Source organism: Streptomyces sp. NBC_00873, assembly GCF_045207415.1.
Classification (GTDB): domain Bacteria; phylum Actinomycetota; class Actinomycetes; order Streptomycetales; family Streptomycetaceae; genus Streptomyces.
This window is the reverse complement of the sequence record NZ_CP108803.1, coordinates 8,924,742-8,946,671: the sequence shown is the minus strand read 5'-3', so window position 1 is coordinate 8,946,671 and position 21,930 is coordinate 8,924,742. Positions and strand designations below refer to the sequence as shown.

The following is a 21,930-nucleotide window of genomic DNA, read 5'->3' as shown; positions in this document are numbered from 1 at the left end:
GCGTGTCCCGGACTGCCGCTGTCAGACGGCCGCGTTCTCGGGTACGGACACGGTCAGCGGTGCGGGCTCTGCGGCCTCCTCGTCCGCGTCGTCCAGGGCCCGGCCCTTCGTCTCGGGAGCCGCGAACGCCATCCATATGACGGCGACCAGCACGGCCAGTCCCAGCACCCCGAAGGTCAGGGGCAGCCCGAGCGCCGGCCACATCACCGAGCCGAACAGCAGAGGGGCGAATCCGGTGGCGGCCCGGCTGACCGAGGAGGCCCAGCCGAAGCCGCTGGCCCGCAGATGCGTCGGGTACAGCTCGGAGACGTAGGCGTACAGGGCGGGGATGGTCAGCTGCATCAGGAAGCCGAAGGCTGCGATGGCCACGACGGATCCGGTCGGCATGTCCATCACCAGCGCGAACACCACCAAGGCGAGCGTGGCGACCGGCGCCGAGATGCCGATGAGCCACTTGCGGCCGATCAGGTCCACCAGCGCGGTGGAGACGAGTACGCCGACGATACCGACGCCGCTCATCACGGTGGTGCTCATGAACGCGGCCGTGTCTCCCAGGCCCTCCTCGCGGAGGATCGAAGGCATCCAGCTCAGCGCCGCGTAGTACACGAGCATCACGGTGACGAACAGCAGCCAGGCCGCCGAGGTGATGCGCGGGCTGAACTTCCAGATCCTGGCGAGCTGTTCGGCCGCCGCCCGCGGTCCCTTCGCGCCCGCGTCCTCGACCGGTGCGGGAATGACGTACGGCTCCACGGGGGCGCCGGTGCGGGCCACCAGGTCGTCGATGACGGCGCGCGCCTCGGCCTCCCGGCCCTTCTTCGAGAGATAGATCGGCGACTCGGGAACGCCGCGCCGTACGAAGAACAGCAGCAGCGCGGGGAGGCTCATCGTGGCGAGCATCCAGCGCCAGTTGTTGTCGAGCGTCAGCATGGCCGTCGACACCAGGCCGCACAGCGTCACACCGATCGGCCACCACACATCGAGCGCGGTGAGGATACGTCCGCGGTACTTCTTGGGCGAGAACTCGCCCACCAGGGCGTAGTCCACCGGGATACAGCCGCCGAGCCCGACGCCGGCCAGGAACCGAAGGCCGAGGAAGACCATGTAGTTCGGGGAGAACGCCCCCAGTACCGAGAACAGTGCGAAGATCAGCAGCGTGACGCTGAAGGCCTTCTTACGGCCTATACGGTCCGCGACCGCGCCCCAGGCCACGGCACCGACGGCCATGCCGACAAGATTCGCCGTGGCGACGAGGCCGCGCTGAGCCAGCGACAGGTCGAAATGCTCGCCCAGCAGCGGCATCAGGAAGCCGTTGAGCGCGATGTCGTACGCGTCGAACAGGTAACCGAGGCCACCGATGATGAAGATCCTGCCTTGGACTCCCCATCGCCAGGGGAGATTCTGGACGATCTGATCGCCTGTTTTCACGTTCGCTCCATGGTGGGTGTTCAAAGGGGGACGTCCCGCACCATTGCGGACACCGGGCCGGGCCCGGCGGGGTTTCGAGTGCTCGTGTGTTCGCACTGCTTGTGTGGAGAGCGGGGTCAGCGGGCGAACTGGTAGGAGAACGCCCCCAGATCGGGGTCGTTGAGCGGGGTGCCGCTCCACAGCCAGTCGTAGGACAGGTCGGACTCCCCGTCGAAGTTCCTGAGCTTCGCGTCCCTGGCCTGCTGTTCGGGACCGTCGGGGAGGTGGTAGAAGGTCTTGTTCCGCAGGGAGGCGTCCTGCACCATCCCGGCATGCTTGGCGCGCCGGTCGACGTAGCGGCGCAGCGCATCGTCGATCCCGGAGCGGGTGACGGCACCCAGTTCCTCGGCCAGGACCGCCGCATCCTCCATCGCCTGGGAGGCGCCCTGCGCCTGGTAGGGGAGCATGGCGTGACAGGCGTCGCCGAGCAGTGCCACTCGGCCGTCCATCCACACCGGGTCACGGCGGCGGTGGTAGAGGGCAAAACAGGTGACGTCCTCCTTGGCCTTGGACAGCATGGCCGGGACCCGGTCGTCCCAGCCGGGGAACGCGTCCACCAGATCCTGGGCGGTGGCGGACACGGTCCACTTCTCGGCGACCTCGTCCGTGCACGGCACACACGCGACGATGTTCAGATACTCGCCGCCGCGGATCATGTAGTGGACGAGATGCCGGTCGGGGCCGTACCAGATGGTGCTCTGGTAGCGGTCCACCAGCCAGCGCGTGGACGGGTCGGCGGCGATCAGGTCACCGGGGATCAGTGCCCGGAACGCCATCTCGCCGGAGAACTGCAGGGTGTCGGGGACGTCCATCAGCTCGCGTACCCGCGAGCGGACGCCGTCGGCGCCGATCAGGACGTCGGAGGCGTACCTCCGGCCGTCCTGGGTGACAGCCACGGGACGCGCGGGGTCCGCGCGGTCGACCTCGACGACCCGGCTCGCGGTGTGGATCTCCACGACCGGGCCCGGGCCCGCGGGGTCCAGGCAGGCGTCCATGAGCACACGGTGCAGATCGGCCCGGTGGTAGTGCCAGTAGGGGGCGTTGAACCGGTCCTTGCAGAACTGGCCGAGCGAGGTGAGACCGACGACGCTGCCGTCCTTCCAGCGCCGCCTGACCTGGTCGAGCGGCTCGGTGCGGATGGCCTCCAGCTGCCGGCGCAGGCCGAGTCCGAACAGGATCCGGCTGGCGTTCGGTGCGGTCTGGATGCCTGCGCCGACCTCGCCCAGCCGGGGCGCCTGCTCGAGCACGGTGACCCGCAGGCCGCGGTGGCGCAGGGCCAGCGCGGCGGTGAGGCCCCCGAGACCGCCTCCGGCGATGATGACTTCGTACGACTGGCTGGACGCCACTGACTTCCTCCAAGACATTGAACGGGTGACGGCCGGTGACCGCCGCTTACTGGTCGCCTTACTCGTCGCCGGCGAGCTTGCCGTTCACGACGGTGTCCGTACCGTCGACCGAGACGGAGCAGCCGCGCATCGCGATGTCGAGGTGCGCGTACGACTCGCGCCCCAGAATCGGGTGCGGCCCGGTGGACCACAGGAAGTTGCCCGCGAAGGCCCGGGCGTCCATGCCCATCAGCTCGTCCTTGCCGTACATCGCGGTGGCGAACCAGTCGGCCGTGCGCATCAGGCCCCATCCCATGTGGGAGAGGCTGCGCGCCCACTCGTCCTGGGCGTCGTCGAAGAAGGTGTTGAGCAGCTCGGCCTCGGCGCCGCCTGTGACCTTCTCGATGTGGCCGCCGACGATCTCCAGGGTGACGGGGGTGCGGACGTACTCCTTGAACGGCAGGAGGATGTCGCCCTCCGCGAGCACGATCCGCCCGTCGGAGATCTCCGGCCAGCACAGCACCATCGTGCTGGGCCAGTGGTCCCAGCGGCCCGGGTCGTCGGCGAAGCCGCACTGGAACTCGGGGTGGGCACCGCTGAGCTGGACGGTGAGATCGGTGCCGGCCTTGGACGTGACACGCATGACGGACGACTGCTTCAGCAGGTCGACCCCCTGCAGCACCTCCGCCTTGTCCTCCTCCTTGGGGAGGTTACGGATCAGGACGTCGGGCGCGTCGCAGATGAAGAGGATGCGGGTGCCGGCCTTGAGGATCTCCTGCTGTACCGGGGCGTGGATGAAGCCTTCGCGGGTCAGGTCGACGACAAGATCCGCGGACTTGAGCAGCTCCTGGGCCGTCGTGTCGTTGAGTACTGACGTCAGGCCGGGACCGGCACCGGTGTGGGTGCTCGGCATGGGCGCGGGGGTGCCGCCGGGCACCGTGGCCGCGATGACATGGGCGCCGCACGCCTTGGCCGCTCCGAACGCGGCCGCGACGTAGTCACCGCGGCTGCCCGGCTCGGAAAGGACGACGACATGCTCGTCGGAATTGAGTTTGCAGAGCTGAAGTTCACGGGTGAACGCGTCGAGCAGATCGACGGACGAGAGATCGAACACGAGGGAACCCTCCGAGTCGTGAGGATGTGTCTGGCAGTGGGGAACGTCGGCCGCTCCAGCGCGGCAGGTACGCGCGGAGCGGCTCGCGTCTGACGTGCAGCGCGGGACCTCCCTGGCCCAACGGAAACGCGCTGAACTGCCGTGATGCACTGGAGTGCGTCACCCGACAGAGATAATCCGAACACGTACTATCTCTGCTGGCAAGGGGTGTGCACGGAGTTAACCGCGTTGTTTCGTGAGGAGCCCGTACCGCTCCAGAATGGCTGCACAGCTCCTGACCTGGGACGACGCTCCCCCATACCGATACGGCACCATCGGTCCTTGTGCTCGTGCGACTGCTCTACCTGATCGCCACCCATCTCTTCGCGTGGCTGGTCCTGCTGTCCCGTTCCTCCGCAGCCAAGGACGCGGAAATATTGATCTTGCGGCATGAGGTTGCGGTGCTTCGCCGCCAGATCGCCGCACCGAGGCCCACCTGGCCGGACCGCGCCCTGCTCGCAGCCCTCGCCCGACTACTCCCCCGAGCGCTGCGCAGCTACCGGATGGGAGTGTCAACTTAACGGCTGATCCGGGTTGTTGAGGTTCTAGTTGTTGGCGGGGGTCAGGCGTCCTTCGAAGGCGATCTGGAAGGCGTTCAGTGGGGCCTTCGTGCGCCGTGAGGCGCTGTGATTTGAGTGGGGGTGAGAGACCGCCACCGTCGGGCCGTCGCAGCGGTCCGGCAGGAGCTGAGGACAGCCTGTCCCGGGAGACGCCGGGTGCGGGTGGGAGCAGTCCTGACAAAGCTGGGGTGCGGCAGAACTGCCAGATGCCGTAGGTCCGGTGAGCAGGTCGGAGAGGAGTACGTGAGGAACCGATGCCATAACGCCCCTCAACACTCGTACTGGCTCGAACCTGGCGGATCTGGGCCGGGAGCGGTGCGCAACCGCCGCCAAGGTGGCGGCGGGGAACTTCCGGAAGTCGTGAAGCCGGTGACCGGGAGGCTGCGAGGAAGGTCTGCGGCGTACTCGCAGCGAGGCCGCTGGGGCAGAGTCGGGCTCCTCCTTCGACGAGCGAATCACAGTGAACACGGGAACCGTCCCCTGGCCTGCCCGTCCTCGCGTGTCCGACGCGGTGGTGCGGGCTGGGTCCGTCGTCGACCGATCGGCCTGGGGCGGGGCGGAGCCGTCGTAGTACTCCGAGCCGGGGAGAGCCCGGTGCATGGGGAAGGGCGGCAGCGGTATCGAGGAGATGAGGATGCTGCAAGACCGAAAGATGCGCCGGTGAACGCCGGTGCCCCGCGTCAGCGGGTATCGGAGATGCAGGCCAAACTTCACCGTTGGGCGGCGGCCGATGAGGGCCGCCGGTTCGACGACCTGTTCAACTTCGTGCACGACCCGGCGACGCTGATAGTCGCGTTTGATCGGGTCGCGGGCAACCGTGGTGCGAACACTCCCGGTGTGGACGGCCTCACGGCCGTCTGGGTCGAGGAGAGCATCGGGGTGCCCGGGTTCCTGGAGGATCTGCGGGCCGCGCTGAAGGCGGGGACGTTTCGTCCGCTGCCAGTGCGCGAGCGCGCGATTCCCAAGCCCGGCGGCTCGGGGAAGGTCCGCAAGCTCGGGATTCCCCACGATTGCTGACCGGGTGGTCCAGGCGGCGCTGAAGCTCGTGCTGGAGCCGATCTTCGAGGCCGACTTTCTGCCGGCCTCGTACGGATTCCGGCCCAGGCGGCGGGCGCACGACGCGATCGCTGAGATCCATATGTTCGGCTCCCGGGGCTACCGATGGGTGCTGGACGCGGACATCGAGGCATGCTTCGACCGGATCGACCACACGGTCCTGATGGACCGGGTGCGGCTCCGGGTGAAGGACAAGCGCGTGCTGGCGCTGGTGAAAGCCTTCCTCAAGGCCGGAGCGCTCACCGAACACGCCGGGTTGAAGAAGTCGGACACCGGCACCCCGCAAGGCGGGATCCTCTCGCCTCTGCTGGCCAACATTGCCCTGACCGTGCTCGACGAGCACGTCATGGCCCCGTGGCGGCCGGACGGGAAGATGGGAACCACCTACCGGCGTCACGCACGTCGGAAGAAGGGCCTGCCGACATGGCGAATCGTCCGTTATGCGGACGATTTCGTCGTGCTTGTGCACGGCCATCAAGCCGACGTCGAAACCGTGCGCAAGGACGTCGCCCATGTGCTCGCCCTGCTGGGTCTGCGCCTATCGCCGGCCAAGACGCGGGTGGTGCACATGAGCGACGGGTTCGACTTCCTGGGGTTCCACATCCAGTGGCGCCGCAAGCGAGGCACGAACCAGTGGTACGTCTACACCTTCATCGCCGACCGGCCCCTCAAGGCGGTGAAGGCGAAGATCCGTGCCATGACTCACAGGGTGTCGCAGGCCGACCCCAGGACCATCCTGAGCAGGATCAATCAGATCCTGCGGGGATGGACGAACTACTTCCGGTACGCGGTGTGCAAGCACACTCTCAGCAACCTGAGGCACTTCGTCCAGTGGCGAATCTTCAGGTGGTTGAGGAAACTGCACCGGCTGCGCTGGAAGCAGCTCCGCCGCCACTTCGTCACCCCCTCCGGGCGGTGGCGACCGGTGGCCATGGGCGGGATCGAACTGTTCGACCCCTCGTCGGTGACGGTCACCCGCTACCGATACCGGGGAACGATCCCGACCCCCTGGGCAAAGGCGAACCACGCCTGACGGCAAAGGCCGTGGAGAGCCCGGTGCGTCGAGAGGCGCACGCCGGGTTCGGCGAGCGGCCCGGAGAAACGGACCGGTGGCAACACCGAAACCGCGCTCCGGGCCGACTCAACCAGCGCATGGTCCACCTCTTGCGGCCCTTGCCGGTCGGGTCGACGGCACAGGATGCTGAAGCCGCCCGATACCAGTACCTCCGGACGCTGCCGGCGTATCGCAGGCACGATGGACCTGCGCAGCGGCATGCCGGCTTCGACAACCCGTCGGTATGACCGAGGAACTCGACCACGTCGACGCCGAGCGCGCGTGCCCGCCCGCCCCGGGTTTGGCCGGCGCTGTCGTCGAAACCACTCGTGACTCCTTCACGGCGCTCCGGCGGACGTACTCCGGTTACGTTCTGATCAAGGCCGTCCGCGGCTCTTGTGCGCCAGATCACCTCGGCATACGTTGCGTGCCAGATCAGCGAACAAAGTGTTTGCCGACATCACATCAGGTGTTTATTCATGGCAGAGTCACCACTCCCCAACCCCTCCGAGGGCGGCTCCGACGCGCTCGCCGACGAGGCGCTGGGTGCCCGCATCCGGGAGTACCGCATGAAGCGGCGCATGTCGCTGCGTGCCCTGGGGGCGGCTGCCCAGGCGAGCCCGGGCTTCCTCAGTCAGTTGGAGCGCGGGCAGGCCAACGCCTCCATCGGAATGCTGCGGCGCATCGCGGCGGCGCTCGGCCTCACCGTGGCCGACCTTTTCGACCAGAGCGGTCCCACAGGACCGCGAGTCGTACGGCGCGCCGACCGGCCGAAACTGCAGACCGCCCCGGGGAGCCGGAAGTTCCTGATCTCCCAGCGGCCGCTCGGCCATCTGGAGGTGTACGCGGGCGAGTTCGAACCAGGAGCCTCCACCGGCGACGACGCCTACACCCACGGGGACTCGCAGGAGATCCTCCTGGTGGTCAGCGGCAGCGTCCGGATCGAACTGGACGGTCACCCCCACGCTCTGGATCCCGGCGACAGCATCGAGTACCTGTCCTCCACCCCGCACCGGGTCGTCAACGACGGTGAGACGCCCGCCGAGATCCTCTGGATCATCAGTCCGCCGACACCGGACTGACCCCCGCTCTCTCTCCTTTCTCTTCCCTCTTCTCTTCACCTCCCCGTCTTCATTCCTCGCTCTGGAGCACGACTATGCCCGAAAAGACCGGACGAACCGTCGGAAAAGTCGCAGCCTGCGGCGCACTGCTGCTGGCCCTCACCGCCTGCTCCGGCGGTGCACCCGCCGCCCGTGACATCGACCTCGGCCCCGGCCCGGCCGCTGCGGGCACCGTGAAGAAGGGAGCCCTCGACGGCGTCACCCTCACGTTCGCCTCCTACGGCGGCATCTACCAGGACGGTCAGGAGACCGCCGCAGTCAAGCCGTTCGCCGCCGAATCCGGCGTGAAGATGCTCTCGGACGGCCCTACCGACTACACCAAGCTCAAGGCGCAAGTCGACTCGGGCAACGTCACATGGGACGTGGTGGACACCGACGCCATCTGGGCCGAACGGCAGTGTGGGAAGCTCCTCATGCCGCTCGACACCACCATCGTCGACACCTCGAAGCTGCCCAAGGACATGGTGGGCAAGTGCTCGGTGCCGGCCATGACCTACGGCATGGTGCTGATGTACGACAAGGACAAGTTCGGCGCCAACCCGCCCAAGGACTGGGCGGACTTCTTCGACACCGCCAAGTTCCCTGGCAAGCGCGCCATACCCGGCGTGGCGTCGGACGCGGCCCCCGGCCCGCTGGAGGCGGCACTGATCGCGGACGGGGTCGCCCCCGACAAGCTCTTCCCGCTCGACGTCGACCGCGGTCTGAAGAAGCTCACCGGCGTCCGCTCCTCCCTGGTCTTCTGGGACACCGGTGCGCGATCCCAGCAACTGCTGGAGTCGGGCGAGGTGTCGATGGCGATGGTGTGGACCGGCCGTGCGTACTCGGCCGTGAAGAACGGCGCGAAGTTCGCCCCGCAGTGGAACCAGTTCATGCCGGTCTCCGACTCCCTCGCCGTGCCCAAGAACGCCAAGAACCCCAAGGCATCCATGGCCCTGATCAACTACTACCTGGGCGCCGGCCAGCAGGCCAGGCTCACCGAACTGACCTCCTACTCGCCAATCAACTCCGAGGCCGAGCCGAAGGTCGACGCGGCCGCCTCCACATACATGACCTCCACGCCGGAGCGGCAGGCAAAGGCCCTCAAGCTGGACAACGCCTGGTGGGCGCAGAACCAGGAACAGATCATCCAGAAGTGGTCCGACTGGCTGGCGCGCTGACCCATGACTGCCCTGATCGAGATCGCCGCCCCGGCCGCCGGCCGGCGCCCCAAGGGCGCCGGTGACCGGTGGGGATGGCTGCTGCTGCCGGCACTGTTGCTGCTGGCTGTGCTGTTCCTCGTGCCGCTGGGCCTGATGGCCTGGCGCAGTGTCACCGACCCGGCCCCCGGTGCGGGCAACTACTCCTGGTTCTTCACCAGCGACGTCGCCCTCGCGACCCTGGTCCGTACGCTGGCCGTCGGCGGCGTCGTCACTCTGGTGACCCTGGTGCTCTCCTATCCGTACGCCTACCTGATGACCGTGGTCAGCGTCCGCGCGCGGGTCTGGCTTACCCTGCTCGTACTGCTGCCGTTCTGGACGAGCCTGATGGTGCGCACTTTCGCGTGGGTGGTGCTGCTGCAGGACAGCGGTGTCGTCAACCAGTTGCTCGGCACCGTGGGGATGGGGCCGCTGCAGCTGATCCGTACCCCCACCGGGGTGGTGATCGGCATGACGCAGGTGCTGATGCCGTTCATGGTGCTGCCGCTGTACGCAGTGATGAGCGGTATCGACCGGAGGCTGCTGGACGCCGCGCAGGGCATGGGGGCGCGCCCCGCCACCGCGTTCCTGCGGGTGTTCGTGCCCCTGTCGCTGCCCGGGGTCGGCGCCGGCGCGCTGACCGTGTTCATCACCTCACTCGGCTTCTACGTGACGCCGGCCCTGCTGGGCTCGCCCGACCAGGCGCTGATCTCGCAGCAGATCTTCACTCAGGTCAACGGGCTGCTCGCGTGGGGCCGGGGCGGAGCGATGGGCGTGGTGCTGCTGGCGGTCACGCTGGTCCTGCTGGGGCTGGTCGGCGTCGTCCTGCGGCTCACCCGTACCCGTGGAGGTGTCCGATGAGGACCGGCCCCGCGCGGATCGCGCTCTGGGCGTTCAGCGTGTTGGTGGGCTTCTGGCTCATCGCACCGACGCTCGTGGTGATCCCGCTCAGCTTCACCGACAAGGCGTCCCTGGTGTTTCCGCCGACCGGCTGGTCCGGCCGCTGGTACACCAACTTCTTCACCGACACCCGGTGGACCGAGGCGCTGCTCTCCTCTCTGCAGGTGGGCGCCCTGGTCGCGGTGGTGGCCACCGTGCTGGGCACCGCCGCCGCGATCGCGCTCACCCGGTCCGGCTCGCGCTGGGCGAAGTCGTCCTACGGGCTGCTGCTCGCCCCGATGATCGTGCCCACCGTGGTTGTGGCCATCGGCGTGTACGCGCTGTTCCTCCAGTACGGCCTGCTGGGCACGCTGTTCGGCTTCGTCACCGCCCACACCGTGCTCGCGTTGCCGTTCGTGATCATTCCGGTGACGGCGAGTCTGCGTGGCTTCGACCGGCGGCTCGAGGACGCCGCACTGATCTGCGGCGCGAGCCGGTGGGGCGCGATCCGTCAAGTGACGTTGCCTCAGATCGCCCCGGGAGTCGTCTCCGGCGCCCTGTTCGCCTTCGTCACCAGCTTCGACGAGGTGGTGGTCTCACTGTTCATCCAGAGCCCGTACCTGCAGACCCTGCCGGTGATGATGTTCGCCAGCGTGACCCGGGACACCGATCCCACCATCGCCGCGGCCGCCACCCTGATCATCGCCTTCACCACGGTGCTCGTACTGGCCGCCACCTTCGCCACCTCCAGGAGGAACCGTGTCCGCTGAGACCAGCCTCATCAAGGCGCGCGGAGCCCGCATCGAACTGGCGCAGGTGCGCAAGGAGTACGCGGACTCCGTCGCCGTCGACGACGTCTCCCTGGTCATCGAACCGGGCGAGTTCATGACCCTGCTGGGCCCCAGCGGCTCAGGCAAGACCACCACCCTCAACGTCATCGCCGGGTTCACCGCCGCCACCTCGGGCACGCTGACCATCGGCGGTGTGCAGATGCAGGACCTGCCGCCGCACCGACGCGACATCGGCATGGTCTTCCAGCACTACGCGCTCTTCCCGCACATGACGGTGGCCCAGAACGTCGCCTTCCCGCTGAAGCAGCGCAAGGTCCCCAAGACCCGCCGCACCCAGCTGGTCGAGGCGGCCCTGGAGACCGTACGGCTCGGCGGTTACGGCCACCGCAGGCCCAGCGAACTGTCCGGCGGACAGCAGCAACGGGTCGCCCTTGCCCGGGCCGTCGTGTACGAGCCCAGCGTGCTTCTGATGGACGAGCCGCTCGGCGCGCTCGACAAGAAGCTGCGCGAATCGCTCCAGCTGGAGATCAAGCGGGTGCACCGAGAGATCGGCTCCACCTTCGTCTTCGTCACCCACGACCAGGAAGAAGCCCTGGTCCTCTCGGACCGTATCGCCGTCTTCAACGACGGGGGCATCCAGCAGGTCGGCACCGCGAGCGAACTGTACGAGAAGCCCCGCAGCCTGTTCGTCGCTGAGTTCCTCGGCGAGTCCTCCACCGTGCGGGGGAGGATCGAGCCGGACGGCGACGACTCGTGCCTGCGGGTCGGCGACCGTACCGTACGCGCACCCGGCCGGCCCGCCGACGGCCAAGACGTTGCCGCCGTTGTCGTCCGCCCCGAACACCTGCGGGTGCAGCCCGCCGGAGCACCGGTCGCCCCCGGGGCCAACGCCCTGCCGGCCCGGGTGACCCAGGAGATCTACCTGGGCTCCGGCCGCAAGCTCGAACTCGCCCTGCCCGACGGCACCGTACTGCTCGCCCGCGAGCAGGCCGACCGGCTGTCCGACGTCCGCCACGGCGACGAGGTCACCGTGGTCTGGGACATCGAGCGGGGCGTCCTACTCGGTGACACGCCCGGCACCACCCACACACCCACCCCCGCCGGCCGGACCCCCGCCGGCGTGGCACAGGAGAGCGGCCGATGAGCACCGCAACACCCGCCACCAGCCCCACCTTCGTCAACGGCGACGTCTCCTTCTGGTTCCGGGAGGGCGGCATTCCCACCCGCCGCCCGGCACTCCCCGGCGACCTGGACGTGGACGTCGCGCTCGTCGGCGGCGGCTACACCGCACTGTGGACCGCGTACTACCTCAAGCAGGCCCAGCCCGACCTGCGGATCGCCGTACTGGAGAAGGAGTTCGCCGGCTTCGGGGCCTCCGGGCGCAACGGCGGCTGGCTCAGCGCCGAGCCGCCCGGCCAGATGCGCCGCTACGCCCACGCACACGGCCAGGAGCCGGCCGTCGCCATGCAGCGCGAGATGTTCTCCTCGGTCGACGAGGTCGTCCGCGTCGCCGCCGAGGAAGGCATCGAGGCCGACATCCAGAAGGACGGTCTGCTCCACGTCGCCACCAACGCCGCGCAGGAACGGCGGCTCCGCGACCGGCTGCCGTCGCTGCGCGCCGAAGGCTGGGGCGAGGACGACCTGGTCGAACTTGACCGCGACGAGCTCGCCGAACGCGTCCGCGTCGCCGGCGCCCGCAGCGCCCAGTGGAGCCCGCACTGCGCCCGCATCCAGCCGGCCAAGCTGGTCCGGGGCCTGGCCGACGTGGTCGAGCGGATGGGCGTCACCGTCTACGAGAACACCGAAGTCACCGAGATCCGCCCGCACGAGGCGGTCACGCCGCACGGCACCGTCCGGGCGTCGTTCGTAATCCGGGCCCTGGAGGGCTTCACGTCCGGGCTGCGCGGACACCGCCGGTCGTGGCTGCCCATGAACAGCAGCATGATCGTCACCGAGCCGCTGCCCGCCGCCGTGTGGGAGGAGATCGGCTGGCGCGGAGCCGAACTGATCGGCGACGAGGCGAACTCCTACTGCTACATCCAGCGCACCACTGACGGCCGGATCGCCATCGGCGGACGCGGCATCCCGTACATGTTCGGCTCCCACGTCGACCAGCGCGGCGAGACCCGGACCGCCACCCAGATGCAGCTGCAGGCCATACTGCGGCAGCACTTCCCGGCTACCCGGGACGTGGCGATCGACCACACCTGGTCCGGGGTGCTGGGCGTGCCGCGTGACTGGTGCGCCACCGTCCACGTGGACGAGCGGACCGGGCTGGGCTGGGCCGGTGGCTACGTCGGGCACGGCGTGACCACCACCAACCTCGCCGGACGCACCCTGCGCGACCTAATCCTGCGTCAGAAGACGGACCTCACCCGGCTGCCCTGGGTCGGCCGACAGGTGCGCGGCTGGGAACCGGAGCCGCTTCGCTGGCTCGGCGTGCGCAGCCTCTACGTCGCGTACCGCGCCGCCGACCGGCACGAGAACTCGGGCCTGGAGCGCACTTCCGCCATCGCATGCATCGCCAACGTCATCAGCGGCCGCTGAAAGGAGCCGATCCTCGTGAACACCCCTGTGGACACCACCGTCTTCCCCGTCGCCTTCCTCGCCGACGCTGTGACCACCGACCTGCCCACCGCCTGTCCCAAGCCCACCAGCACCACCGGTCAGCAGGAGACCAGCCACACCCTGTGGACGTCCCCCGACGGCCTCGTCGAGGTCGGCGTCTGGGAGTGCGACCCCGGCCACTTCACAGCCACCCGTGAGGGCTACGACGAGATCTGCCAGGTACTGTCCGGCACCGCCACCGTCGACACCGAAGGCGGCGAAAGCGTCGAACTGCGCCCCGGCGCCACCCTGGCCATGCCGGCCGGCTGGCGCGGCACCTGGCAGGTCCACGAAACGATCCGCAAGGTGTACGTGGTGCGAACCCACCGGGCCGAAGCATGACCCTCGTCCTGCACGGCGGCCAGGTGTGGACGGGCGAACCCTCACAGCCGCATGCGACCGCCGTCGCCGTGGCCGACGGCCGGATCACCGCCGTCGGCTCCGACACCGAAGTACGGGCGGCCGCCGGACAGGCGGCCGAAACCGTCGACCTGGCCGGCCGGACCGTCGTGCCCGGCCTCCAGGACGCGCACATCCACCCCGTCTGGGGCGCCATGGAGGCGCTGCGCTGCGACCTGACCGGCGCCGCCGACGCCGCACAGTGCGCCGCCCTCGTCCGGGAGTACGCGGCGGCCGACCCCGGCCGGACGTGGATCCTGGGCGGCGGCTGGGGAATGGACTGCTTCCCCGGCGGCTGGCCCACCAAGGAACTCCTGGACGCGGTCGTCGCGGACCGGCCGGTCTTCCTGCCCAACGCCGACCACCACTCGGCGTGGGTCAACTCGGCGGGGTTGGAACGCGCCGGGATCGACGCGTCTACACCAGACCCCGCGGCCGGCCGGATCGAGCGCGATACGGCTGGCCGGCCCACCGGGGTACTACACGAGGCCGCGATGGACCTGGTCGCCCGGGTGCTGCCGCAGAACACCCCGGAGGACCAGCGCGCAGCACTCCGCCACGCCCAGGAACACCTCTTCCGGTATGGCATCACCGGCTGGCAGGACGCCATCGTCGGCGCCTACGGCGGAGCGGGCGACACACTCGCCGCCTACCGCTGGGCGGACGCGGAAGGACTGCTGAAGGCCCGGGTCACCGGAGCCCTGTGGTGGGACCGCGACCGCGGCCTGGAACAGCTGGACGATCTCCTGGCCCGGCGCGGCGAGCGCGGCCGCCGGTTCCGGGCGGGCACGGTGAAGGTCATGCAGGACGGCGTGCTGGAGACCGGCACCGGCGCCCTGCTGGAGCCCTACCTCGACCAGTGCGGGTGCGCCACCGGCAACCTGGGCCACTCCAACGTGCCCGCCGAACTGCTCACGGAGGCGGTGACCCGGCTGGACGCGGCCGGCTTCCAGGTTCACTTCCACGCGATCGGCGACCGCGCGGTCCGCGAGTGCCTGGATGCGGTCGCGGCTGCCTCGCGGGCCAATGGAGTGCGCGACCGGCGGCACCACATCGCGCATGTGCAACTGGTCGACGACGCGGACATCGGCCGGTTCGCCGAGCTGGGGGTGACGGCCAACATCCAGTCCCTCTGGGCGACCCACCATCCGCAGACGGACGAGTTGGTCGATCCGCTGCTGGGAGAGGAGCGCGCCCGGCGCCAGTACCCCTTCCGCCGACTGCTCGACAGCGGCGCCCGGCTCGCCGGCGGCAGCGACTGGCCGGTGACCACGGCCGATCCCTGGCAGGCCATGCACGTCGCGGTGCACCGGACCGAACCACCCGGCTCGGCGCACGCCCACTGGCCGGGCTCCGACCGCCCGTACGGCCCCGAGCAGCGCCTGCGGCTCACCGACATCCTGCGCGCCTACACCGCCGGCTCGGCATGGGTGAACGGCAACGACGACGAGACCGGCTGCCTGCGCGAGGGCATGGCCGCGGACCTCGCGGTCCTCGACCGGAACCTCTTCGCCCCCGGCACGCCCGTGGCCGGCACCCGGGCCGTGCTCACCCTGGTGGCCGGAGAGGTGGTCCACAGCGAGTAGATGCACAGCGGGTAGAGGCCGCCGCCCCCTCCGGTCGGAGGCGGCGGCCACACCACCGTCCGCCCGATCCGGATCTGCTGGCCGACGACGCCCTTGACCGGCTCATCGACCTGCCCGAGGCAGGCATCGACGGACCACGCGGTCTGCGCTTCAACACCATCACCAGACCGCCGCAGCGTTGCCGGGATCCCTACTGGCTCACCGACCACCAGCCCTGAAACACGCCCCGACACACGCACCGTTCGGTATCAGCTGTTCGGACCGGCGATTCTCAATGCTCGGACTGCGAGATCGACCCAGGCCACGCTGCGATAGAAAGACGGACTTTTCGCCGAAGAGCCGCTCAAGCCAGTGCACATTGAACCCTTCTCGGTAACGTCTCGTGACGGTTTGTGATCTTCGGGGAGTGTAAAACTAACGGCGGATCTGCTGATCAAGGAAGAGACGCCAAGTGGCTGTGCAGGGTGTGGAGTTGGATTCGATCGAGGCCACTGGTCCGGCGGTTCCCGGAGGGGTGCCGGATGACCAGCTGATCTCGATACTGATAGACCGGGCCCGGCCGGAGGGCCTGCAGCTGACTGGGGAGGGCGGGCTGCTGCAGCAGTTGACGAAGCGGGTGCTGGAATCCGCCCTGGAGGGCGAGATCACTGATCACCTCGGCTACGACAAGCATGAGGCGGCCGGGAAGAACAGCGGCAACAGCCGCAACGGCACCCGCGCAAAGACGGTGCTGACCGACGTCGGACCGGTCGAGGCGGCAAGGCGCTCCGGCTTCTCCCGTTTTGGCGAACCTGTTCCTGCACTACGCGTTCGACGTCTGGATGGCCCGGGAGTTCCCGACCGTCCCCTTCGAACGCTATGCAGATGACGCGGTCGTGCACTGCGTCACCGAGCGCCAGGCCGGCTCGCGTTCGGGTAGTCGTGGCGGCCACGTGCCCGCCACCAGCCGCGGATCGAAGCAACGGCGAAGGCCGAGGTGTTGTGATCGACACCGACGTTCACCCAGCCACGGTCGGCCGTCATGTCGTAGACGCCGAACGGGATCGCGTGCGGGACGTCTGGTCCGGTGAAGAAGAAGCTGTGGTCCTCGACCTCGACCGGGTCGCCTTTGGGCCGCCACTGTCGTCCGGCGTTGGGCAGGTGGCCGAGCTGTTCCTTCTTCTTCGCATCAATGCTGATCACCGGGTGCCCGACCGCCTGGTGTGCTTTGACCTGCTCGTTGATGTAGCGGAACTGGGTGTCCCGGTCGGGGTGTTATTTCCCCTCAAGGGTCTTGGTGTTGGCCTGGAGGCTGAAGCCTTGTTCCTTCAGCAGCCTGCCCACGGTCGGCGCGGAGACCCGATGGCCCTGGCGGGTCAGTTCCTCGGCCAGATTGCGCAGCGACTTGGTCGTCCACCGCAGCGACGACATCGGATCACCGCGCTCATCCGGCTCGACCAGGCCAAGCAGGGCGGGCACCAGGTCCGGGTCCAGCTCTTCGGCAGGCCGCCGTCCCCCGCCGGGCCTTCTGACCCGACCAACCGGCAGGGGATCCTCGCCGGCCTCCAGCTCGAACACCCCGTTGCGGACAGTCGTCTCGCTGACTTGAGCCGCCCGTGCCACCGCCCGTACTCCGCCGTGCCCCAACAGTCGGGCCTCCTGGGCAAGCACCAGCCGTTGCTGCCGTTCGTTCAAGTGCGGGAAAAGCACCCGGAACCGCAAGACGAGTTGCTCGCGGACCTCGCTTGATATGCCCATACCAGGTCAACGAGCCGTGCGCGGAAGGGCAACACCTTGTTTTCTTACGGCTTCAGTGGGTGCGGCAGCATTGCCAGGCCGCGCCGGGCAGGGTGGCGCCGATGGCGTTGACCAGGCCGGTGTGTGCGTCGGAGACGACCAGCTGGACGCCGGTCAGGCCGCGGGCGGTCAGCGAGCGCAGGAAGGCCAGCCAGCCGGCGCCGTCCTCGCTGCTGGCGACGTCCAGGCCGAGGACTTCGCGTTTGCCCTCGTTGTTGACTCCGACGGCGACCAGGCAGTGGACGTTGACTACCCGGCCGCCCTCGCGGACCTTCTGGGTCAGGGCGTCGACCCAGACGAAGGTGTAGGGACCGGCGTCCAGGGGGCGGTCGCGGAACTCGGCGACGCGGGCGTCGAGGACCTTGGCCATCTCGCTGACCTGGGACTTGGACAGTTGGGTGACGCCGAGCGTGGCGGCGAGTTTCTCCACCCTGCGGGTGGAGACGCCGAGCAGGTAGCAGGTGGCCACGACGCTGATGAGGGCCTGTTCGGAGCGTCGTCGGCGTTCGAGCAGCCAGTCCGGGAAGTACGGGCCGGAGCGGATCTTGGGGATGGCCAGGTCGATGGTGCCGACCCGGGTGTCCCAGGGCCGGTTGCGGTAGCCGTTGCGGGAGTTGACGCGTTCCTCGCTCGGCATGCCGTAGGGGGCTCCGCAGGCGGTGTCGATGTCGGCGGACATCATGGTCTCGGCGAAGGTCTTCACCATCGCCCGCAGCAGATCAGGACTCGCCGAGGCGAGGTTCTCCTCCAGCAGGGCGGTAAAGGCCAGACTTTCAGGTGCGGTCATCGTGCTGGTCTCCTTCAAGAGCTTGGTCGTTCTCGAAGGATCTGCCGATGGCCGTCTTACGTTCAGGCTTCACACCCAACACCGGGATCAAACCCCCGATTCGGTGGAAACCCGTACACCACTTCCCTGGACGCAACCAGATGCGAGATCTTCCTGCACACAGTCGAGGACGTGGGCCACGAGACCTCGCAGCCCTCAAAGCGGCCGAGGACTGCAGCGGTGCCGTCCGTCCAAGAATCTCCTCGGGTCCTCTCCGCGCGAGCGGGGGTGAGTCGTGGTCTCTGGACGGTCTCAACTCCCCGCCCCATATCCGGTGCGGTGTGCGAAGTGCTCGGGTGGGCTGGACCGTGGCCGTACCTGACTGGAAGCCTGCGCCAACGCCGAGCGGGGTGCACATCCCGGGCGGTCTGGTGATCAGTTGGTCAAGGTCACTGAGATCGGTCCAATTTCGTTGAGACAGACAACAGCCGGTGCGCGAAACCGGGAAAAGCTCGCTTCCCGCGAGAAAAGCGACTCGCAGAATGGCACCGTACGCGGCCTATCTCAGTGCAGCCGGTATGGCGGCGATGCCGAGGCCGCTTCCAGGCCCCCAGGGCGGCGTACGGCCGGTTTAGCCCTTCCGGGCAAGGTACTGAACACGGCATATGAGTGAAGCGAGTCCCCTTTGCGACTGAGCCGCTTGAATTGGCCCGGCTGGGCATCGCGGTTGCCCCGGAGGGTGCTGCCCCCTTTCTCACCTTTGGGGTTGACCAGTCGCCGGACGCGTGCCGTGTGGCGTCCCCGGGCTGAAGCTCCGAGCTCTTGTCACTGAGGGTTTCCCCGGGTGTCCTCGGCACGTGGTGTGCGCGCCCTCGCACGGGTCTGGGATGTGGGTGGTAGCGCGTGAAAGGACTCGCGCCGCCAGGAACACAAGAACGTCAGGAGTGGTATGTCCGACATCGCCGATAAGCCGCGTCGCAGTGCGAGCCGGGTGAAGCAGGCCGCGTGGAGAGGGGCCGCATTCGGGGCCGCCCTCACTTTGGCCGCCCTCGTCCCTCCGGCTGTTGCGAACGCGGGGCCCGCCGACTCGGGTCGGCCCGTCGTCTCCGGCTCCGGCTCCGGCTCCGGCGGAATCGCATGGACGACAGCGCGTGTGGCGCCCGGTGTCCAGGTCCACACCGGAGTTCTTCGGAACTCCAGCGCCGCCGCGGTATGGACGGTCACCGTGCAGGCGCCTGCCGTCAACCGCCTGACGGGCGCCGCCACGTGGGCCCCGCTCGGCGACAGGGCCTGGGCCGACTCCACCGCCGGGCGCCTGCGCGACGCCGGGTTCGAACCGCGGCTGGAACGGGTGGAGTGGGACGAGTACGCCGACACCCCGCGCGGCACGATGGGTTGGCAAGTCAGGGTCGGCCGGTATGCCACCAAGGCCCAGGCGGGCACCACGAACTCGGCCGTGTCGGCTGCCGGGTTCCGTACGGCCGTCGACTGGACCGGCTACGACGGCCGGCAGGCGGCCGACGCGGAGAACATTCACGTCGCCGTTCTGGACCCGGCGCGTCTTCACGGGACGATCGCGGTCAGCGACGGCGGCAACGTGGCCGACCGTGAGAAGACCTCGGCGGTGGCTGCCCGGCTCGGTTCGCTGATCGGTGTCAACGGCGGCTTCTTCATCACGTCGGACTCCGACGGCGTCCAGGGTACGGTGGCCGGCCTGTCCGCCGTGCACGGCAGACTCGAGTCGATGGCGGTCGGCTCGCGTGCGGCGCTGATCCTGGGTGACGGGGGTCGGCGACCGCGGATCGCTGACCTGTCCACCACGGTCACCGTGCAGGCAGGAGCGGCAATGTATGAGGTGCAGGGAATCAACCGTGTGCCGGGCAAGATCCGCAACTGCGGCCGCCCCGGTGCCGCCCCCACCGACCAGCCCCGCCACGACACCACGTGCACTCTGGCGGACGACCTCGTGAAGTTCACGCCCACGTTCCGCGCTCCGCTCCCCACGGGCCCGGGCGTCCAGGCAGTCCTCGACGAGCACGGCATCGTGGTCTCCATAGGTGTCCGCGGTGGTGCCATCCCGGAGCACGGCTCGGTCCTGCAGGGCACCGGGGCGGCCGAGAACTGGCTCACCGATCACGCGCGCGTCGGCAAGCGGATGTCGCTGCGGGAGGTCGTCCGGGACTCCTCGGGGCAGCAGGTCAGGCTCGGTCCCGATGACAGCATCGTCAGTGCGGCTCCCACCCTCGTCGAGGACGGCCGAATCCACATCGATGCCGCCACCGAAGGCACGCTCGACCCTCACGACCTGTCGTTCGGATTCGCCTGGTCCAACGTCCGCCAGCCCCGCACCCTGGCCGGCATCGACGGGCGGGGGCGGCTGCTACTGGTCACGGTGGACGGGCGGCAGCCGGAAGTAAGCGAGGGCTTCACGCTGGGCGAGGCCGCGCGTTTCATGCGGTCGCTGGGCGCGGTGCAGGCCCTCAACCTCGACGGAGGCGGGTCCTCCGCCATGGCGGTAAAGGGCTCCCTCGTCAACGTCACCTCCGACGCAACGGGTGAACGCGCCGTCGGCGACACGATTCAGGTCCTGCCGGGGCGCCGCAACTCCTGACGCTGGCGGATCACCAAGGGCGGCGACCCGCCCGGCAACCGTGCCGGAGCGTGTCTCCTGGGTCGCCGCCCCTGACCCGGGCCCGGGTCAGGCCGACTCCATGCCTGCGGCCCGGGGTGCCACCTCGCGCCCTCCGGTGGAGGACCGTTCACCGTAGGCGGTGTGGCGGTTAGGTTCCTGCTACGCCGCGACTGCTCTCCCACCTGTCTGCCGTCGACGACGCACCCGTCTTCCAGAGGGTGGCCATCGCACTCAACGTGTGGCATGCCGGTCCCGGACGCATCCCGGTCCGACAGGTACCTGTCGCTGCTGGGGCTGTACGTGCCGAATATTGCATCCGTGCTGGTCACAGGCCTGATCCGGGGTCAGCGGTGTGCAGCTGATGCGTCGGCCTTTCGCGCGGAAAGGGGCTTCTTGGAGCACGCCTGGACCGACTGCGAGGATGCTCAACTGTGCTGTTGCGACTGCCGTACCTCGCCCTGTCGACCGCCTTCAGCTTCATACGGCTGTTGCCGTTGGGTGATCGGGAGAAGGATCTGGAGATCCTGGCACTGCGCCACCAACTCGTCGTGCTGCAGCGGCAGGTAGGCAAGCCACATCTGACCTGGCCCGACCGGGCGCTGCTCGCCGCACTGGTGCACCGCTTCCCCCGGGTGCGGCTTCGTCAAATCCATTTGATCGTCTGCGCTGACACTGTGCTGCGCTGACACTGTGCTGCGCTGGCACCGCGAGCTCCTGCGCCGACGCCACGCCAAGGCCTCCCGCCCCGAGCGCCGGGGTCGGCCCCGCACCGTTCGCTCCATCCGCGCCCTGGTCCTGCGCCTCGTGCGAGAGAACCCAGAATGGGGCTACAGGCGCGTGCACGGGGAACTCGCCGCGCTCGGCATCAAGGTCGCCGCTTTCGCCGTGTGGACCATCCTCAAGGAACACGGCATCCCGCCCGCACCCGAACGGGGGCAAACCACTTGGGCCGACTTCCTGCGTTCCCGGGCCGACGCCATCCTGGCCGCCGACTTCTTCGAGACCAAGACCCTCACCGCAACGACCCTGACCGTCCTCGCGGTGATCGAACACGCCACCCGCCGCGTGCGGGTCCTTGGCGTCACCGCCCACACGACCGCGGCATGGGTCACCCAACTCGCGAGGAACCTGGCCATGGATGTCCAGGACGCCGGAACGAAGATCAAATACCTGATCCGGGACCGCGACGTGCGCTACCCGGCCGGCTTCGACGGCGTCCTGGCCGAGGAGGGAATCAAGGTCATGCAAACCGGGGTGAGAAGGCCCCGCACGAACGCGATCATGGAGCGCTGGATCCGCTCGTGCCGGACCGAACTCCTCAACCGCACCCAGATCCGGGACCATGCCCACCTGCTGCACGCCCTGCGCGAGTACGAGGCGTTCTACAACGCGCACCGCCCGCACCGCACCCTCGCCGGCGCCGCACCCCTGCGCCCGCTGCCCGAACCGATCACCGAACCCGACCGGCCCGTCCACCTTGACGTCCACCGACGCGACCGCCCCGGCGGCATCCTGCACGAGTACCAACATGCAGCGTGAGCAGCACGGATGTGGTTCTCGGCACCTACAGCGTTCCCCTCGGTGCG

The 21,930-nt window shown here is 68.8% G+C and carries 15 protein-coding genes and 4 pseudogenes; 14 read left to right on the top strand and 5 right to left on the bottom strand.

The genetic code is table 11. The annotated features are described in order from the left end of the window. Positions 1-21 precede the first annotated feature (21 nt). From OH809_RS41620 to OH809_RS41610, 3 genes are all read right to left on the bottom strand, one after another. The gene (locus OH809_RS41620) at positions 22-1,425 is read right to left on the bottom strand and encodes an MFS transporter (RefSeq protein WP_406415740.1); all 1,404 of its coding nucleotides are present in this window, start codon (positions 1,423-1,425) and stop codon (positions 22-24) included. A 116-nt stretch (positions 1,426-1,541) separates the two neighbouring features. After that, a complete protein-coding gene (locus OH809_RS41615) occupies positions 1,542-2,810 on the bottom strand; it encodes an FAD-dependent monooxygenase (RefSeq protein ID WP_406415741.1) in 1,269 nt (422 codons plus the stop codon). Positions 2,811-2,868: 58 nt separating this feature from the next. Further along, complete coding sequence (locus OH809_RS41610; RefSeq protein ID WP_406415743.1) at positions 2,869-3,903, bottom strand: hypothetical protein; 1,035 nt, start codon at positions 3,901-3,903, stop codon at positions 2,869-2,871. 323 nt (positions 3,904-4,226) lie between these two features. Here OH809_RS41610 and OH809_RS41605 point away from each other — a divergent pair, with 323 nt between their 5' ends. From OH809_RS41605 to OH809_RS41550, 12 genes and pseudogenes are all read left to right on the top strand, one after another. After that, a complete protein-coding gene (locus tag OH809_RS41605; RefSeq protein WP_406415745.1) occupies positions 4,227-4,463 on the top strand; it encodes a hypothetical protein in 237 nt (78 codons plus the stop codon). 699 nt (positions 4,464-5,162) lie between these two features. Continuing rightward, positions 5,163-5,519 carry a hypothetical protein gene (locus OH809_RS41600; protein WP_406516213.1) on the top strand — a complete coding sequence of 119 codons (357 nt, stop codon included), beginning with the start codon at positions 5,163-5,165 and terminating at the stop codon, positions 5,517-5,519. A gap of 4 nt (positions 5,520-5,523) precedes the next feature. Then, positions 5,524-6,591 carry a reverse transcriptase domain-containing protein gene (locus tag OH809_RS41595; protein WP_406516212.1) on the top strand — a complete coding sequence of 356 codons (1,068 nt, stop codon included), beginning with the start codon at positions 5,524-5,526 and terminating at the stop codon, positions 6,589-6,591. 500 nt (positions 6,592-7,091) lie between these two features. After that, positions 7,092-7,694 (top strand): helix-turn-helix domain-containing protein, encoded by a 603-nt coding sequence (locus OH809_RS41590; RefSeq protein ID WP_406415749.1) that lies wholly within the window; start codon positions 7,092-7,094, stop codon positions 7,692-7,694. Positions 7,695-7,768: 74 nt separating this feature from the next. Then, the gene (locus OH809_RS41585; protein WP_406415750.1) at positions 7,769-8,890 is read left to right on the top strand and encodes an ABC transporter substrate-binding protein; all 1,122 of its coding nucleotides are present in this window, start codon (positions 7,769-7,771) and stop codon (positions 8,888-8,890) included. Between the two features lie 3 nt (positions 8,891-8,893). Next, positions 8,894-9,769: an ABC transporter permease gene (locus tag OH809_RS41580; protein ID WP_406415751.1), complete on the top strand. Its 876-nt coding sequence runs from the start codon at positions 8,894-8,896 to the stop codon at positions 9,767-9,769. Beyond that, entirely contained in the window at positions 9,766-10,557 is a 792-nt protein-coding gene (locus OH809_RS41575; protein WP_406415752.1) for an ABC transporter permease, read from the top strand. The genes OH809_RS41580 and OH809_RS41575 overlap by 4 nt, the downstream gene beginning before the upstream one ends. Continuing rightward, complete coding sequence (locus OH809_RS41570) at positions 10,547-11,722, top strand: ABC transporter ATP-binding protein (protein WP_406415754.1); 1,176 nt, start codon at positions 10,547-10,549, stop codon at positions 11,720-11,722. Before OH809_RS41575 ends, OH809_RS41570 begins: the two co-directional genes overlap by 11 nt. Then, entirely contained in the window at positions 11,719-13,125 is a 1,407-nt protein-coding gene (locus OH809_RS41565; RefSeq protein ID WP_406415756.1) for an NAD(P)/FAD-dependent oxidoreductase, read from the top strand. The genes OH809_RS41570 and OH809_RS41565 overlap by 4 nt, the downstream gene beginning before the upstream one ends. A gap of 15 nt (positions 13,126-13,140) precedes the next feature. Continuing rightward, a complete protein-coding gene (locus OH809_RS41560) occupies positions 13,141-13,527 on the top strand; it encodes a cupin domain-containing protein (protein WP_406415758.1) in 387 nt (128 codons plus the stop codon). After that, positions 13,524-15,170: an amidohydrolase gene (locus OH809_RS41555; RefSeq protein WP_406415760.1), complete on the top strand. Its 1,647-nt coding sequence runs from the start codon at positions 13,524-13,526 to the stop codon at positions 15,168-15,170. Before OH809_RS41560 ends, OH809_RS41555 begins: the two co-directional genes overlap by 4 nt. Before the next feature lie 514 nt (positions 15,171-15,684). After that, a pseudogene (locus OH809_RS41550) lies at positions 15,685-15,930 on the top strand (transposase); the annotation flags it as partial. Positions 15,931-16,070: 140 nt separating this feature from the next. On the opposite strand, the pseudogene OH809_RS41545 reads toward OH809_RS41550, so the two are convergent. Both OH809_RS41545 and OH809_RS41540 read right to left on the bottom strand, forming a co-directional pair. Further along, positions 16,071-16,907: pseudogene (locus tag OH809_RS41545) on the bottom strand (ISAzo13 family transposase); the annotation flags it as partial. A gap of 55 nt (positions 16,908-16,962) precedes the next feature. After that, positions 16,963-17,733, bottom strand: a pseudogene (locus OH809_RS41540) (IS256 family transposase); the annotation flags it as partial. Between the two features lie 928 nt (positions 17,734-18,661). Between OH809_RS41540 and OH809_RS41535 the strand changes: the two are divergent. Beyond that, positions 18,662-20,323, top strand: coding sequence for a phosphodiester glycosidase family protein (locus OH809_RS41535; RefSeq protein WP_406415762.1), 1,662 nt, complete (start codon positions 18,662-18,664; stop codon positions 20,321-20,323). A gap of 452 nt (positions 20,324-20,775) precedes the next feature. Then, a pseudogene (locus tag OH809_RS41530) lies at positions 20,776-21,883 on the top strand (integrase core domain-containing protein). Positions 21,884-21,930: the final 47 nt, after the last annotated feature.